The sequence below is a fragment of the Shinella pollutisoli genome (assembly GCF_024609765.1).
Lineage (GTDB): Bacteria > Pseudomonadota > Alphaproteobacteria > Rhizobiales > Rhizobiaceae > Shinella > Shinella pollutisoli.
Genome location: NZ_JANFDG010000003.1, coordinates 191,098 through 207,319, shown reverse-complemented (window position 1 = coordinate 207,319; position 16,222 = coordinate 191,098). Strand labels below are relative to the sequence as shown.

The window sequence follows — 16,222 nt, the reverse complement described above, 5'->3', positions numbered from 1 at the left end:
CCTCAGCCGGCAGGCGCGGAAAGCGCCTTCTCGATCGCCGGATAGAGCCCGTCCTTCAAGCTTTTATCGTCGAACGGGCCGACCTTCTTGTAGAGGATCGTGCCGTCCGGGCCGACGAGATAGGTCTCGGGGATGCCGTAGACGCCCCAGTCGATCGCCATGCGGCCGGCCGGGTCGAGGCCGATGGCGGAGAAGGGATTGCCGAGCTCGCCGAGGAAGCGCAAGGCGTTCTCGTCGCCGTCCTTGTAGTTGACGCCGACGACGGTGAGCCGCGGGTCCTTCGACAGCGCCAGGATGATCGGATGCTCCTGCCGGCAGGGCACGCACCAGGACGCCCAGAAATTGACGAGCGTCAGCTTCCCCTTCGCCGTCTCCGTCGTCAAGGCCGGCACCGGCACGCCGTTGCGCGTCGCGCCGGAGAGCGGCTCCAGGTCGCGCCAGGGCGCCTTGGTGCCGATCAGCGCGGAAGGGATCTCGGAGATGTCGCGGCCGGAATTGAGCTGCGACCAGAAGATCAGCGCCAGGCCGAGGAAGATCGCCAGCGGCAGCGCGGCGAGGACGATGCGCGCGCGCATGCCCTTGCCGGCATCGGCCCTGCCGTCCTCCGTCCCGCTCATTGCGCCTCGCCGGAATGGGCGGAGCGGCGGCGGATGCCGGCCGCTTCGAGCCGCGCCAATTCCTTCTGCCGGCCGCGATGGTCGAGCCAGACCCAAAGCACAAGACCGAGGGCGATGCCGAAGGCGGAGAGATAGGACAGCGTGACGTAGAAGGCGTGGCTCATGCGTCGCTCCCCTCGCGGCCGACGGCGCGCGCGGCGTGGCGGCGCAGCACCGAGATGCGCCGGCGCAGGATCTCGTTGCGCATGGCCAGCACATGCAGCGTGAAGAAGAACAGCGTGAAGGCGACCGCCATCACCATCAGCGGACGCAGGAACTCCGGGTCGATGGTCGGCCCGTCGAGGCGCACGACGCTCGCCGGCTGGTGCAGCGTGTTCCACCACTCGACCGAGAACTTGATGATCGGGATGTTGACGAAACCGACGAGGATCAGCACCGCGCCGACCTTGGCGGCGCGCGTCGGGTCGTCGGCCATCGCCCGGTTGAGCGCGATCAGGCCGAGATACATCAGAAACAGCACGAAGACCGAGGTGAGCCGCGCGTCCCAGACCCACCAGGTGCCCCACATCGGCTTGCCCCAGAGCGAGCCGGTGATAAGCGCGATCAGCGTGAAGCAGGCGCCGAGGGGCGCCGCCGCCTTGGCCGAGACGTCGGCGAGCGGATGGCGCCAGACCAGCGTGCCCAGCGCCGAGACCGCCATCACCGAATAGCACATCATCGACAGCCAGGCGGCCGGCACGTGGATGTACATGATGCGCACCGTCTCGCCCTGCTGGTAGTCGCCGAGCGTGGCGAAGGAGAGGTAGAGGCCGAACGCGAACAGACAGAGCGTCAGGCCCGCCATCCACGGCCACAGGAGTGCGACGAGCGCCAGGAAGCGCGTCGGGTTGGCGAGATCGCTGAATTTGCGGATGGCAAGGCTCGGTTCGCTCATGACGTTCCTTTAACGCGCAATCCCCCCCGCTTCAATTGATCTGGCGCAATCACATTCGCGTCAATTCGGCACGTCAGTCGCTCGAAAGCCGGAGTGCGGCCGCCGCCGCGACCGGTCCGATCACCGCAAAGAACAGGTTGATCGCGACGAGAATAAGGAAGGGCGGCAGGAAGGGCGCCGGATCCTCGATCGCCGCATGTACGGCGCTGACGCCGAAGATCAGCACGGGAATGGCGAGCGGCAGCACGAGGATCGACACCAGCAGCCCGCCGCGCGGCAGGGCGACGGCGATCGCCGCCCCGGCGGCGCCGATGAAGGTGATCGCCGGCGTGCCGGCAAGCAGCGTCAGCGTGGTGGCGCCGATCGCCACCTCGTCCATGTTCATGAACAGGCCGAGCAGCGGGGCGGCGATGACGAGCGGCAGGCCGGTCGCGATCCAGTGCGCGAGGCACTTGACGAGCACGGTCAGCACCAGCGGCGTCTCCTGCATCAGCAGGAGATCGAGCGAGCCGTCCTCGCGCTCGGCCTGGAACAGCCGGTCGAGGCCGAGCAGCGCGGCGAGCAGCGCACCGATCCACAGGATCGCCGGTCCGATGCGCGACAGCAGGTTGAGGTCGGGCCCGACGCCGAAGGGAATGACGGCGACCACCGTCATGAAGAACAGCACCCCGATCAGCGCGCCCCCGCCGGCGCGCACCGAGAGCCTTATGTCGCGGAGGAGGAGGGGGATCATGCAAAAATACCCCTCTCTGGCTTGCCGGCCATCTCCCCCTCGAGGGGGGAGATCGGCAAGACGCTAGCCGGCTGCCCGGCCCGCTTCGCCTGTGTGTGGCAAGACGTCGCAACGATTCGATCTCCCCCCTTGAGGGGGAGATGGCCGGCAGGCCAGAGGGGGGTAACACCCTGCACGCCCATCACCATACCCCCTGCTCCGCACCCGCGAACCCGGTCATCCACAGCTCCCGCGCCCCTTCCAGCCCGAGCGGCTGGTGCGTGGCGGCGATGGCGATGCCGCCCTGCGCCAGATGGTTCGTCACCAGCCCGGCGAACATCGCCTCGGCCGCCACGTCGAGCGCGGCCGTCGGCTCGTCGAGGATCCAGACCGGCCGCCAGGCGACGAGGAGCCGCGCCATCGCCATGCGCCGCTGCTGGCCGGCCGAGAGATAGCCGAAGGGAAGGTGCAGGATGCCGCCGAGCCCGACGGCCGCCGCCGCCGCGTCGACGCCGATCCCCGCGCCGCCGTGAAGGTCGCCGTAGAAGGCCTTCCAGAAGACGAGGTTCTCCTCGACGGTGAGCTCCCGCTTCATCGCGTTGCGGTGGCCGAGATAGTGGCAGGCCTCCCCCAGCCGCTCCACCGGGTGCGCCGCAGCAAGAAGCCGCGCGGTGCCGGAAACGGCCGGCAGCAGGCCGGCGAGAACGCGCAGCAGCGTCGACTTGCCGGAGCCGTTCGCGCCCTTGACGATGAGCGCCTCCCCGGCGTCGATTCCGAAGGAAACATCCCGGAAAATCAGGTCCTCGCCCCGCTTCGCACTCAGACCCTCGGCAAGGAGCCGCATGGTACGTCACTTTCCCTTTACGACCTTGGTCGCAATGCAAAAAAATTGTCCCGATTTGCCGGACGGCACTCTGGAACCTTCTTTAGAAATTATCTATAACCCCCGCAACACGCCAGCGGTCGGCGTGAATTTCATCCAAGCGCCGAACACGGGAATGATTTCCGCGTACGGACAGCGGAAATGGCCGCACCCGCATCCCATTCGCGCTAAACGCGCACGGGCGTTCGTACGTCAGATTTCTGGCGCCAGACGAGACGGGGTATAAAGTGTCCAGATCCCTAGACAGCTTCAATTGTCGTTCGACCCTGACGGTGGGCGACGTCGACTACGTTTACTACAGCCTGCCCAAGGCTGAGGCCAACGGCCTCGCCGGGGTCTCGAAGCTGCCCTATTCGATGAAGGTGCTCCTCGAAAACCTGCTGCGCTTCGAGGACGGCCGCTCCGTCACCAAGGACCATATCCTCGCCGTCGCCGAATGGCTGAACAACAGGGGCACGGTCGAGAACGAGATCGCCTATCGCCCGGCGCGCGTGCTGATGCAGGACTTCACCGGCGTTCCCGCCGTCGTCGACCTCGCTGCCATGCGCGACGCGATGGTCTCGCTCGGCGGCGACCCGGAGAAGATCAACCCGCTGGTGCCCGTCGACCTCGTCATCGACCACTCCGTCATCGTCGACGAATTCGGCACGCCGACGGCCTTCGCCCGCAACGTCGAGCTCGAATACCAGCGCAACGGCGAGCGCTACCGCTTCCTGAAGTGGGGCCAGCAGGCGTTCAAGAACTTCCGCGTCGTTCCGCCGGGAACGGGTATCTGTCATCAGGTCAATCTGGAGTATCTGGGCCAGACGGTCTGGACCAAGGAAGAAGACGGCGAGATCGTCGCCTACCCGGATACCTGCGTCGGCACGGACAGCCACACGACGATGATCAACGGCCTCGGCGTGCTCGGCTGGGGCGTGGGCGGCATCGAGGCGGAGGCCGCCATGCTCGGCCAGCCGGTCTCCATGCTGCTGCCGGAAGTGATCGGCTTCAAGCTGACGGGCAGGCTCAAGGAAGGCGTCACCGCCACCGACCTCGTGCTCACCGTCGTGCAGATGCTGCGCAAGAAGGGCGTGGTCTCGAAGTTCGTCGAGTTCTTCGGCCCCGGCCTCGACAACATGACGCTCGCCGACCGCGCCACGATCGGCAACATGGGCCCGGAATACGGCGCCACCTGCGGCTTCTTCCCCGTCGACGGCGAGACCGTCAACTACCTCACCATGTCCGGCCGCGAGGAACAGCGGATCGCCCTCGTCGAGGCCTATTCCAAGGCGCAGGGCATGTGGCGCGACGGCGACGGCTCCGACCTCGTCTTCACCGACACGCTGGAGCTCGACCTCGGCGAGGTCGTGCCCTCCATGGCCGGCCCGAAGCGTCCCGAAGGCCGCATCGCGCTGGAGAACATCGCCTCCGGCTTCGCGACCGCGCTCGAGAACGACTACAAGAAGCCCGGCCAGCTGCACAACCGCTATGCCGTCGAGGGCACGGACTACGACATCGGCCACGGCGACGTGGCGATCGCCGCCATCACGTCCTGCACCAACACCTCGAACCCCTCGGTGCTGATCGCCGCCGGCCTGCTCGCCCGCAACGCGGTCGCCCGCGGCCTGAAGACGAAGCCGTGGGTGAAGACGTCGCTTGCGCCCGGATCGCAGGTGGTCGGCGAATACCTCGCCAAGTCCGGCCTGCAGGAGGACCTCGACAAGCTCGGCTTCAACCTCGTCGGCTTCGGCTGCACGACCTGCATCGGCAATTCCGGCCCGCTGCCGGCGCCGATCTCCAAGACGATCAACGACAAGGGCCTGATCGCCGCCGGCGTGCTCTCCGGCAACCGCAACTTCGAGGGCCGCATCTCGCCGGACGTGCAGGCGAACTACCTCGCCTCGCCGCCGCTCGTCGTCGCCTATGCGCTCGCCGGCACTGTGCAGAAGGACCTGACGAAGGAGCCGATCGGCAACGACCGCGACGGCAACCCGGTCTACCTCAAGGACATCTGGCCCTCCTCGAAGGAGATCCAGGCGTTCATCATGAAGTACGTCACCCGCGAGCTCTACGCCACCAAGTATGCCGACGTCTTCAAGGGCGACGCCAACTGGCAGGCCGTGCAGGTGCCGGCGGGCCAGACCTATGCCTGGGACGACCAGTCGACCTACGTGCAGAACCCGCCCTACTTCATCGGCATGGGCAAGACCGGCTCGGGCATTTCCGACATCCGGGGCGCCCGCGTGCTCGGCCTGTTCGGCGACAAGATCACGACCGACCACATCTCGCCGGCAGGCTCGATCAAGGCGGCCTCGCCCGCCGGCGCCTATCTCATCGAGCACGGCGTCGGCGTCGCCGACTTCAACCAGTACGGCACGCGGCGCGGCAATCATGAGGTGATGATGCGCGGCACCTTCGCCAACATCCGCATCCGCAACCACATGCTGGGCCCGAACGGCAAGGAAGGCGGCTACACGATCCACTATCCCTCCAAGGAGGAGATGTCGATCTACGACGCCGCCATGAAGTACAAGGAAGAGGGCGTTCCGCTCGTCATCTTCGCCGGCGTCGAATACGGCAACGGCTCCTCGCGCGACTGGGCGGCCAAGGGCACCAACCTGCTCGGCGTCAAGGCCGTGATCGCCCAGTCCTTCGAGCGCATCCACCGCTCCAACCTCGTCGGCATGGGCGTCGTGCCCTTCGTCTTCGAGGAAGGCACGACCTGGGCGAGCCTCGACCTCAAGGGCGACGAGCTGGTGACGATCGACGGCCTCGAGGGCGACATCAAGCCGCGCGAGAAGAAGATCGCGAAGATCACCTATTCCGACGGCACGGTGAAGGAGGTCCCGCTCCTCTGCCGCATCGATACGCTCGACGAGGTCACCTACATGAACAACGGCGGCATCTTGCAGACCGTGCTGCGCGACCTCGCCGCCTGACCGGCCGACAGGCCGAAGCCATCGATGCCGGGGCCGCAGGGCCCCGGCATTTTCGCGGACGGATCCCGCTCCCGTTCGCGCGCGCGAATCCTGATCCCGTTTGCACACGCAAATCTCACTCCAATGTGACTTCCGGTCCGCGCGGCAAGCGCGTATGACGGGCGTTCACGGCCGGCCATCGCCGGCGCGCCACTGGAAGCGATCATGCCGCGACGACGCATTGTGGGATGTCTGGCTGCCCTGCTTGCCTTGATGGGCGGCGCGACGGCCGCTCCAGCACAGGAGGCAAGGCCCGCGAGCGGCGTGGTCGAGCTCTTCACCAGCCAGGGCTGTTCCTCCTGTCCGCCGGCCGACAAGGCCCTGGAAACGCTCGCCCGCGAGGGCAGCGTCGTGGCGCTCGCCTATCATGTCGACTACTGGAACTATCTCGGCTGGGCCGATACGCTCGGCTCGAAGGAGAACACCGAGCGGCAATACGCCTATGCCCGCATGTTCGGCCGCAACGGCGTCTACACGCCGCAGGCGGTGCTGAACGGGCGCGAGCACATGAACGGCGCCGACCTCCCCGGCATCCGCGCCCGCATCGACGCGCTGTCGGGCGAGGGCAAGGGCCTCAGCGTGCCGGTCGGCATCGAGGTGAAGAACGACGAGCTGCGCATCCGCGTCGGCGAGGGCCAGGGCAAGGCCAACATCGTCATCGCCTATTTCGAGCGCGAGCGCGCGATAGAAATCGACAAGGGCGAGAACCGCGGCAAGACGGTCAACTACTGGCACGCGGTGACGGACATGGAGACGATCGGCATGTGGGAGGGCAAGGAGACGAACCTGATCCTGCCCGCCGCCATGCTGGCGAAGAAGAAGACGAGCGGCGGCTGCGCGGTGCTTTTGCAGCGCATGCGCACGGCCGAGACGCCGGGCGCGATCCTCGGCGCGACGCTGCTGGTTCCGGGCGGGCAGGCCCGCTGAACCCTTTCCGGCGGGGGAGGTCCGGTCCGGCGTCTTCGAGGGGCTGGGGCTTGAGGGTTCGAAGACAGACGGACCGGACCGGACAAAGTTGCCGGCAACGGAATACAGGGCAACTTCGACAGCGCTGCGCGCAGGCCAGCTTCCCGCACAGGTCACGGTCCGGCGCCACAGCGACGGACGGACTTTCTCCTGCAATTTGGGCGTCGGTTGGGCTGAAATGCGGCGGAACGAAATTTGCCTGCGGGAGGGCCACATGATGGAAGCGGACGTGAGGAAGCTCTTCGCGCGATACGAGCGTTTCTTCGAGCGCTCGCTCGGCGGCGACATCGACATGGACGAGGCGGCCGCGCTCTATGCGCCCGCCTTCATCGCGGCCACGCCGGCCGGCGTGATGACCGGGACGAACGACGACCGGTTCCGCCAGGCGTTGGCGGACGGCTACGCGCACTACCGGGCGATCGGCACGAAGGGTATGCGGATACGCGCCGTCCGCCTCTCGCCGATCGACGAGCACCATTGCGTCTCCCATGTCGCCTGGACGGCGACCTATGCCCGCAAGGGCGGGCCGGACGTGGCGATCGATTTCGACGTCCACTACCTCGTCCGGACGCAGGACGGGGACGCCAGGGTCTTCGGCTGGGTGGCGGGCGACGAGCAGGCGCTCATGAAGAAGCACGGCATCGTCTGAGAGGCCGCCGGCCGCCGCGACCGGCCGGCGCGCTTGCATTTCGGAGCCGCTCAGGCACACTGTCACCGAGCCGTCACAGTGAAGGCGCGGAGATACGATGAGCGACCAGCCGGATTTGCAGTCCTCCAGCGTGGTGGACCTTCGGGAATATCGCAACAGCAAGGAGCCGCTGCCGGTCACGTTCCACAGGCGCGAACTCGATGCCATCCTGCGCGTCTACGGCCGCATGGTCGGCGACGGCGAATGGCGCGACTACGCCATCGACCACACCCGGGAGAAGGCGGTCTTCTCCGTCTTCAAGCGTTCCGGCGAGATGCCGCTCTACCGCATCGAGAAGAACTCCAGGCTCGCCGCCCGGCAGGGCGCCTACAGCGTGATCAACACGCACGGCACGATCCTCAAGCGCGGCCACGACCTCGGCCAGGTGCTGAAGGTGTTCGACAAGGCGCTGCGCCTCATCGAGACCTGACTATTCCATCGTCGCCGGAAAGGAATCGGGCGCCGGCGCGGTCTCCGCCCCTTCGCCGAGCGCGCGCTGCATGAACACCGTGTCGAGCCAGCGGCCGTGCTTGAAGCCGGTCGCTGTCATCCGCCCGGCCTCCGCGAAGCCGGCCGCGCGGTGCAGCGCGATCGAGGCGGGGTGGGCGCCGCCGATGACGGCCGCCATCTGGCGGAAGCCGAGCGCCGTCGCGCGGCGGATCAGCTCGGAAAGCAGCGCCCTGCCGATCCCCTTGCCGCGCGCCTCGGGCGCCAGGTAGACCGAATCCTCCACCATCCAGCGATAGGCCGGCCGGGGCCGGAAAGCGGACGCATAGGCAAAGCCGAGGATGAGCCCGGTCTGCTCGACGGCGACGATATAGGGATAACCCTTGCCGGTGATCGTCTTGAAGCGCGCCGCCATCTCGTCGAGCGACGGCGGGTCGATCTCGTAGCTCGCGACCCCGTTCAGCACGGATTCGCGGTAGATCTCGGTGAAGGCGGCGATGTCGCCGAGGGCGGCGGTGCGGATGACGAAGGACATGGAGATCGACGTCGGCTGGAAGCGGGAAGGAAACTCCCTTCCCACATCCGCCGCCGGCTTTCAAGCCGCCGCCATGCGCCTCACCCGAAGACGACGAGGAGGTCCTTGGCGTCGATCTGGTCGCCGGCCCTGACGAGGACCTCGGCGACCACGCCGTCCTTCTCGGCATGCAGCGCGGTCTCCATCTTCATCGCCTCGATGGAAAGCAGCACGTCGCCGGCCTTGACCTCCTGGCCGGCGGAAACGGCGACCGTCGAGATGACGCCCGGCATCGGCGCGCCGAGATGGGCGGCGTTGCCGGCCTCGGCCTTGCGGCGGGCGACGGAGGCGGCCGCACGGTTGCGGTCCGGCACCTTGATGAGGCGCGGCTGGCCGTTCAGTTCGAAGAACACCTTGACGAGGCCCTTCTCGTCCGGCTCGCTCCGTGCCTGGTAGAGGATGACCAGCGACTTGCCCTTCTCGATCTCCGGCTGCAGCTCCTCGCCCGGCGCCAGCCCGTAGAAATAGGCGGGCGTCGGCAGCACGCTGACCGGGCCGTAGGTATCGGCGGCGAGCGCATAGTCGGTGAAGACCTTGGGATACATGAGGTAGGAGGCGAACTCGAAGTCGTCGACCTTGCGCTCCAGCTTCTCCTCGATCGCCGCGCGCTCCGCGTCGAGATCGGCGTCGGCGAGCAGCGAGCCGGGGCGCTCCGTATAGGGCGTCTCGCCCTTCAGCGCCTTCTTCTGCAGGCCTTCCGGCCAGCCGCCCGGGGGCTGGCCGAGGTCGCCCTTCAGCATCGAGACGACCGATTCCGGGAAGGCGATGTCCTTGGCCGGGTTCTCGACGTCGGCGACGGTCAGGTCCTGGGAGACCATCATCAGCGCCATGTCGCCCACCACCTTGGAGGAGGGCGTCACCTTGACGATGTCGCCGAACATCTGGTTGGCGTCGGCATAGGCCTGCGCCACGCGGTGCCACTTCGTCTCCAGGCCGAGCGAGCGGGCCTGCTCCTTGAGGTTGGTGAACTGGCCGCCCGGCATCTCGTGCAGGTAGACCTCCGAGGCCGGCCCCTTGAGGTCGCTCTCGAAGGCGGCATACTGGAAGCGCACGGCCTCCCAGTAGAAGGAGATGCGGCGGATCCATTCCGGGTCGAGGCCCGGATCGCGCTCGGAGCCCTTCAGCGCCTCGACGATCGAGCCGAGACAGGGCTGCGAGGTGTTGCCGGAGAGCGCGTCCATCGCCGCATCCACCACGTCGACGCCGGATTCGATCGCCGCCAGCACGGTCGCGGCGGAGATGCCGGACGTGTCGTGCGTGTGGAAATGGATCGGCAGGTCGGTCGCCTCGCGCAGGGCCTTGAACAGCACGCGCGCGGCCGCCGGCTTCAGGAGTCCCGCCATGTCCTTGACCGCGATCATGTGCGCGCCCGCCTTCTCCAGCTCGGCGGCAAGGGCGGTATAGTACTTGAGGTCGTATTTCGGGCGGGCCGCGTTGAGGAGGTCGCCCGTATAGCAGATCGCCGCCTCGCAGATGCGGTTCTCCTCGGCGACGGCGTCCATCGAGACGCGCATGTTGTCGACCCAGTTGAGGCAATCGAAGACGCGGAAGACGTCGATGCCGCCCTTCGCCGCCTGGCGGACGAAATACTTCACGACGTTGTCGGGATAGTTCTTGTAACCGACGCCGTTCGCGCCCCGCAGCAGCATCTGCAGGAGCAGGTTCGGCGCGTCCTCGCGGATGCGGGCGAGGCGGTCCCACGGGTCCTCGGTGAGGAAGCGCATCGACACGTCGAAGGTGGCGCCGCCCCAGCATTCGAGCGAGAAGAGCTGCGGCAGCGCCCGCGCGTAGGTGCCGGCCACGCGGGCGATGTCGTGCGTGCGCATGCGCGTCGCCAGCAGCGACTGGTGGGCGTCGCGCATCGTCGTGTCGGCGATGAAGGCGCGCCTTTCCGCCCTCACCCATTCGGCGAACTTCTTCGGCCCGAGCGCGTCGAGCTTCTGCTTGGTGCCGGCGGGGATGTCGCCGTTGATGTGGGGCACCACGGGCTTGGCGACGTCGGCGGACGGCTTCGGCCGGCCCTTCGCCTCCGGGTGGCCGTTGACGGTCACGTCGGCGAGATAGGTGAGCAGCTTCGTCGCGCGGTCCTGGCGCTTGACCTGCTGGAACAGCTCCGGCGTCGTGTCGATGAAGCGGGTCGTGTAGGAATTGTCGCGGAACTTCTCGTGGCCGATGATCGCCTCGAGGAAGGTGAGGTTGGTCGCCACGCCGCGGATGCGGAACTCGCGCAGCGCCCGGTCCATGCGGTTGATCGCCTCCAGCGGGTTCGGCGCCCAGGCCGTCACCTTGACGAGCAGCGGGTCGTAGTAGCGCGTGATGACGGCGCCCGGATAGGCCGTGCCGCCGTCGAGGCGGATGCCGAAGCCCGAGGCCGAGCGGTAGCCGGTGATGCGGCCGTAGTCGGGGATGAAGTTCTGCTCCGGGTCCTCGGTGGTGATGCGGCACTGCAGCGCGTGGCCGTTGAGGCGGATGTCCTCCTGGCGCGGGACACCCGAGGCCGGCGTGCCGATCGCCTCGCCGTCGAGGATATGGATCTGCGCCTTGACGATGTCGATGCCGGTCACGACCTCGGTGACGGTGTGCTCGACCTGGATGCGCGGGTTGACCTCGATGAAGTAGAATTTCCCCGTGTCCGCATCCATCAGGTACTCGACGGTGCCGGCGCCGATATAGTCCGTCGCCCGGGCGATCTTCAGCGAATAGTCGGCAAGCTCCCGGCGCTGCGCCTCGGAGAGATAGGGCGCCGGCGCGCGCTCGACGACCTTCTGATTGCGGCGCTGGATGGAGCAGTCGCGCTCGAAGAGGTGGACGACGTTGCCGTGCGTGTCGCCGAGGATCTGGCTTTCGACGTGGCGGGCGCGCTCGACGAGCTTTTCCAGATAGACCTCGTCCTTGCCGAAGGCGGCCTTCGCCTCGCGCTTGGCCTCGGTGACCTCCCGGATGAGGTCCTTGGGATCGCGGATCGCGCGCATGCCGCGCCCGCCGCCGCCCCAGGAGGCCTTGAGCATCACCGGATAGCCGATCGCGTCGGCGAGACGCCGGATCTCGTCCGGGTCGTCCGGCAGCGGCTCGGTCGCCGGCACGACCGGCACGCCGATCGAGATCGCAAGGTTGCGGGCGGCCACCTTGTTGCCGAGCTGACGCATCGTCTGCGGCTTCGGGCCGATGAAGGTGATGCCGTTCTTCTCGCAGGCTTCCGCGAATTCCGGGCTTTCCGAGAGCAGGCCGTAGCCGGGGTGGATCGCATCGGCCCCCGACAGCTTCGCCACCCGGATCACCTCGTCGATGGAGAGATAGCTCTCGATCGGCCCGAGGTCGCGCTCCAGATGCGGGCCGCGGCCGATCTGGTAGCTCTCGTCGGCCTTGAAGCGGTGCAGCGCGAGCTTGTCCTCCTCCGCCCATATCGCCACCGTTTTGAGCCCCAGTTCGTTGGCCGCGCGGAACACGCGGATGGCGATTTCGGAACGGTTGGCGACAAGGATCTTGGAAATGGGCAAGTCGGGCTCCTCAGGACTTGGAAGCGGGAATGCTGCACCCGCGAACAAAACTATTAACGAGTCAATTTTCGAAGTTCAATTTCGGAGTCGGCATCGGAAAAAAGATTCGCGACGTCACGAAACGAGGCCGAGCCGGAAGGCGAGCGCCACCGCATGCGGCCGGTTCCTCGCCTGCAATTTCGCCTGGATGCCGTTCATGTACCAGTCGACCGTGTGGCTGGTGATGCCGAGGCGCTGGGCGATCTCCGGCGAGGTCATGCCCTCGGCGAGAAGCCGCAGCGCCTCCATCTCGCGCCGCGTCAGGCCGATGCCGCCGGCGGGCGACGCCGCCTCCGGGACGGGATGGGCCGCGTCGTACAGCTTCCAGAACAGGCGCCGGGCGACGGCCTCGAACAGGCTCGCCTCGGCCGGGTGCAGTTCCACCGGCCGGCCGGCGACGGAGAGGCCGCCGGCCAGCCCGCCGCGGCCGTGCACGGGAAAGGTGTAGCCGTCCTGCAGGCCGGCGCGGTGCGCGTCCGCCATCATGCGCTCCATGCGCTTGCGCTGCGGGCTCGCGCGGAAGGCGGCGAGCGCGTCGCGCCAGCGGAAACCCGCCTGCGCCTGGCCGAGATAGTGCAGCATCGGATCGGCATGGAGATAGTGGCGGTCGCGGTAGGTCTCGATCCAGCCCTGCGGCAGTTGCGCCGCCAGCACCATCTCCTCCGGCCGCGCCGCCGGCGGGCGGATGCGGAAGAGGCAGTAGCAGTCGAAGCCGCAGGACGCGGCCAGCCGGCCGAAGGCCGACGCCATCTCGCCGCGCTCCCTGAGCTCGTCCATCCCCGCGAGAAACCGCAGCAACGCGTCGATCTTCGTGTCCTGCATCGAGAACGCCATCCCCGGCCGGGCGGCGGACGGGACGTCCGCCGCATTTTCCCCCGTCCCGCATTTGGCAGGATCGCACGCGATCACGCAAGATTTCATGTCCGTCACGAAAATTGCTCACTTCCGGAGAACTTTTGCCCCTTCCGCCCACTAATAGCGCAGGGCAGGTATCAGCAGCCGCTGCACCGCACAAAACAGGAACCGCCCGGAAAGGCCTTTTCTCGTGTCATTGTTCCAGGTCTATTCAAGAGCTCTCAGCTATCTCGCGGTCTATCGATTTCGCGTCTCGGCGGTCGTGCTGGCGAACGTCGTGCTCGCCGTCATCGCCATCGCCGAACCGATCCTGTTCGGCCGCATCATCGATGCGATCTCCTCGAAGGGCGAAGTGACACCGATGCTGCTGCTGTGGGCGGGCTTCGGGCTGTTCAACACGGTCGCCTACGTGCTCGTCGCCCGCGAGGCGGACCGGCTCGCCCACGGCCGGCGCGCGAGCCTGCTGACCGAAGCCTTCGGGCGGATCATCTCCATGCCGCTGTCCTGGCACAGCCAGCGCGGCACCTCCAACGCCCTGCACACGCTGCTTCGCGCCTGCGAGACGCTGTTCGGCCTGTGGCTCGAATTCATGCGCACGCACCTCGCCACCGCGATCGCGCTCGTGCTCCTGATCCCGACCGCCTTCTCGATGGACGTGCGCCTGTCGCTGGTGCTGCTCGTGCTCGGCGTGCTCTACGTGATCATCGGCAAGGTGGTGATGAACCGCACCCGCGAGGGCCAGGCCTCGGTCGAGAACCATTACCACACCGTCTTCTCCCACGTGTCGGATTCGATCAGCAACGTCTCGGTGGTGCACAGCTACAACCGCATCGAGGCGGAGACCCGCGAGCTGAAGCGCTATGCCGAGCGGCTGATCAACGCCCAGTTCCCGGTGCTCGACTGGTGGGCGCTCGCAAGCGCGCTGAACCGCATCGCCTCGACCATCTCGATGATGACGATCCTGGTGATCGGCACCGTGCTGGTGCAGCGCGGCCAGCTGAAGGTCGGCGACGTCATTGCCTTCATCGGCTTCGCCGGCCTGCTGATCGGCCGCCTCGACCAGATGAAGGCCTTCGCCACGCAGATCTTCGAGGCGCGCGCCAAGCTCGAGGACTTCTTCACGCTGGAAGACGCCGTGAAGGAGCGCGAGGAGCCGGCCGGAGCCGGCGAGCTCGGCGAGGTGAAGGGCCGGGTCGAGTACCGCAACGTCAGCTTCGACTTCGCCAACGCCACGCAGGGCGTCAGCGACGTGTCCTTCACCGTCGAGGCCGGCCAGACCGTCGCCATCGTCGGGCCGACGGGGGCCGGCAAGACGACGCTCGTCAACCTCCTGCAGCGCGTCTACGAGCCGCGCTCGGGCCAGATCCTCATCGACGGCGTCGACATCTCGACCGTCACGCGCAAGTCGCTGCGCCGCGCCATCGCCACCGTCTTCCAGGACGCCGGCCTGCTCAACCGCTCGATCTCCGAGAATATCCGCCTCGGCCGCGAAGGCGCGACCCAGGAGGAGGTGGAGGCGGCGGCCGAGGCCGCGGCGGCGAACGATTTCATCGCCTCGCGCCAGTCCGGCTACGACACCCATGTCGGCGAGCGCGGCAACCGGCTTTCGGGCGGCGAGCGCCAGCGCATCGCCATCGCCCGCGCCATCCTCAAGAACGCGCCCATCCTCGTGCTCGACGAGGCGACGAGCGCACTCGACGTGGAGACCGAGGCGCGCGTGAAGGCCGCGATCGACGGGCTTCGCCGCAACCGCACCACCTTCATCATCGCCCACCGGCTCTCCACCGTGCGCGAGGCCGACCTCGTCATCTTCATGGATCACGGCCGCATCGCCGAGATGGGCAGCTTCGACGCGCTGAGCCAGAGCAACGGCCGCTTCGCCGCCCTGCTCAGGGCAAGCGGCATCCTGACCGACGACGACGTGCGCAAGAGCCACACGGCGGCGTAGACGGAGACGCGCCCGCCTTCCCTTGTGACGGGGAGGGAGGGCGCACAGCGGCCTGCGGGAAGCCGTCGGAGCTCAGGCCTGCCGCACCACCCCGTTCCTGGCGTCTGGCCCGAACCTTCCATCAATGGAAGGTTCGGGCGACCGCAACGAAAGCCCTCCGATAGCCACACGACGCGTAAAAGCCGGTGCACCCTACCGCCCGCCTTGATGAGGAGGTCGCTGCGCAGCAGCGGGTTAGAGGAAGCCGCCGGTATTCCGGCGTGCCGCCTCACCCCGCCCAAGCCCGCGGCGCGACCCTCCCGCCCAGGGCAATGTTCGGACAAGGCTGGTATTGGATTGTGAGGCTCTGCTTTGATGGAGGGCCTTGAGATGATTTGTCGGCATTGCGGGAGTGCGACAACCATTCGCAACGGTAAGAGCGGCAGCGTGCAGCGGTTTCATTGCCGCTCCTGCCAACGCTACTTCCGTGCCTGCCCGCCGAAGTTCAGCCGTGACGTCAAGGCGATGGCCGTCGACATGCATCTCAACAACGTCGGCATCCGCAAGATCGCCCGCTTCGTTGGCGCGGCACCTGCAACGGTCATCGCCTGGATCCGCAAGGCCCATGAAGCCATGATGGCAAGCAAGAGCACGGCGGCGCATACGGATACGGTTGCCGATATCATCGAGATGGACGAGATCTACACCTTCGTTCAAAAAAACGGCAGCGCGCCGTTGTCTGGACGGCCTATTCCCGCCGTCGGGGCTGCGTCGTCGCCTACCATATCGCCGATACCGGCGTAAGAAGCGCCATTGCGCTCTACGAGCGCACCAAGGCCGTCGTGCCGCATATCGCGGCGATCTTCACCGATGCCAACTCCTGCTACCGGCTGGCCTTCGAGCGGCACGGCATCGTCGAGCCGCACCGCGAGACAAAGGCCGAAACCCATCTGATCGAAGCCGTAAACTCGTCGATCCGGGATAACCTTGCACGCTTCAACCGACGATCCAAGCGCTTCTCCAAGTCGATCGACATGCTCGATCTCTTCTTCAACCGCAAAAGGTTCAAGACGGACAGCCAAAAGTGAACACTGCCCCCGCCCAGGGAGGGTAGAACCGCTGC

14 protein-coding genes and 1 pseudogene are annotated in these 16,222 nt (G+C 67.1%); 7 read left to right on the top strand and 8 right to left on the bottom strand.

Going from position 1 to position 16,222, the window contains the following annotated elements:
- Positions 1-2: 2 nt before the first annotated feature.
- The 5 genes from NNZ72_RS03760 to ccmA all read right to left on the bottom strand — a co-directional run bounded on the left by NNZ72_RS03760 (position 3) and on the right by ccmA (position 3,107).
- Complete coding sequence (locus tag NNZ72_RS03760) at positions 3-617, bottom strand: DsbE family thiol:disulfide interchange protein (RefSeq protein ID WP_257312917.1); 615 nt, start codon at positions 615-617, stop codon at positions 3-5.
- Positions 614-781 carry a heme exporter protein CcmD gene (gene ccmD / locus NNZ72_RS03755; RefSeq protein ID WP_257312914.1) on the bottom strand — a complete coding sequence of 56 codons (168 nt, stop codon included), beginning with the start codon at positions 779-781 and terminating at the stop codon, positions 614-616. Before ccmD ends, NNZ72_RS03760 begins: the two co-directional genes overlap by 4 nt.
- Positions 778-1,551 (bottom strand): heme ABC transporter permease, encoded by a 774-nt coding sequence (locus tag NNZ72_RS03750; protein ID WP_257312911.1) that lies wholly within the window; start codon positions 1,549-1,551, stop codon positions 778-780. Before NNZ72_RS03750 ends, ccmD begins: the two co-directional genes overlap by 4 nt.
- 73 nt (positions 1,552-1,624) lie before the next feature.
- Entirely contained in the window at positions 1,625-2,284 is a 660-nt protein-coding gene (gene ccmB, locus NNZ72_RS03745; protein ID WP_257312908.1) for a heme exporter protein CcmB, read from the bottom strand.
- 181 nt (positions 2,285-2,465) lie between these two features.
- A complete protein-coding gene (gene ccmA / locus NNZ72_RS03740; RefSeq protein WP_257312906.1) occupies positions 2,466-3,107 on the bottom strand; it encodes a heme ABC exporter ATP-binding protein CcmA in 642 nt (213 codons plus the stop codon).
- A 266-nt stretch (positions 3,108-3,373) separates the two neighbouring features.
- Here ccmA and acnA point away from each other — a divergent pair, with 266 nt between their 5' ends.
- The 4 genes from acnA to NNZ72_RS03720 all read left to right on the top strand — a co-directional run bounded on the left by acnA (position 3,374) and on the right by NNZ72_RS03720 (position 8,190).
- Positions 3,374-6,067, top strand: coding sequence for an aconitate hydratase AcnA (gene acnA, locus NNZ72_RS03735; protein WP_257312903.1), 2,694 nt, complete (start codon positions 3,374-3,376; stop codon positions 6,065-6,067).
- 204 nt (positions 6,068-6,271) lie between these two features.
- Positions 6,272-7,033 carry a DUF1223 domain-containing protein gene (locus tag NNZ72_RS03730; protein WP_371747689.1) on the top strand — a complete coding sequence of 254 codons (762 nt, stop codon included), beginning with the start codon at positions 6,272-6,274 and terminating at the stop codon, positions 7,031-7,033.
- Between the two features lie 256 nt (positions 7,034-7,289).
- On the top strand, positions 7,290-7,721 hold the full coding sequence (locus tag NNZ72_RS03725; protein ID WP_257313119.1) for a DUF6841 family protein: 432 nt from the start codon (positions 7,290-7,292) through the stop codon (positions 7,719-7,721).
- Between the two features lie 97 nt (positions 7,722-7,818).
- Positions 7,819-8,190, top strand: a complete 372-nt coding sequence (locus NNZ72_RS03720) for a DUF2794 domain-containing protein (RefSeq protein WP_257312901.1) — start codon at positions 7,819-7,821, stop codon at positions 8,188-8,190.
- Here NNZ72_RS03720 and NNZ72_RS03715 read toward each other — a convergent pair whose 3' ends face one another.
- From NNZ72_RS03715 to NNZ72_RS03705, 3 genes are all read right to left on the bottom strand, one after another.
- Entirely contained in the window at positions 8,191-8,742 is a 552-nt protein-coding gene (locus NNZ72_RS03715; protein WP_257312899.1) for a GNAT family N-acetyltransferase, read from the bottom strand.
- Between the two features lie 80 nt (positions 8,743-8,822).
- Entirely contained in the window at positions 8,823-12,278 is a 3,456-nt protein-coding gene (gene pyc / locus NNZ72_RS03710) for a pyruvate carboxylase (RefSeq protein ID WP_257312896.1), read from the bottom strand.
- A 114-nt stretch (positions 12,279-12,392) separates the two neighbouring features.
- Positions 12,393-13,139 (bottom strand): LuxR family transcriptional regulator, encoded by a 747-nt coding sequence (locus tag NNZ72_RS03705; RefSeq protein ID WP_257312893.1) that lies wholly within the window; start codon positions 13,137-13,139, stop codon positions 12,393-12,395.
- A 223-nt stretch (positions 13,140-13,362) separates the two neighbouring features.
- Between NNZ72_RS03705 and NNZ72_RS03700 the strand changes: the two genes are divergently transcribed.
- The 3 genes and pseudogenes from NNZ72_RS03700 to NNZ72_RS03690 form a co-directional block, all read left to right on the top strand.
- Entirely contained in the window at positions 13,363-15,120 is a 1,758-nt protein-coding gene (locus NNZ72_RS03700; RefSeq protein ID WP_257312890.1) for a glucan ABC transporter ATP-binding protein/ permease, read from the top strand.
- 354 nt (positions 15,121-15,474) lie between these two features.
- A complete protein-coding gene (locus NNZ72_RS03695) occupies positions 15,475-15,903 on the top strand; it encodes a transposase-like zinc-binding domain-containing protein (RefSeq protein WP_257312888.1) in 429 nt (142 codons plus the stop codon).
- Positions 15,867-16,187: pseudogene (locus tag NNZ72_RS03690) on the top strand (hypothetical protein); the annotation flags it as partial. The gene NNZ72_RS03695 and the pseudogene NNZ72_RS03690, both read left to right, overlap by 37 nt.
- Positions 16,188-16,222: the final 35 nt, after the last annotated feature.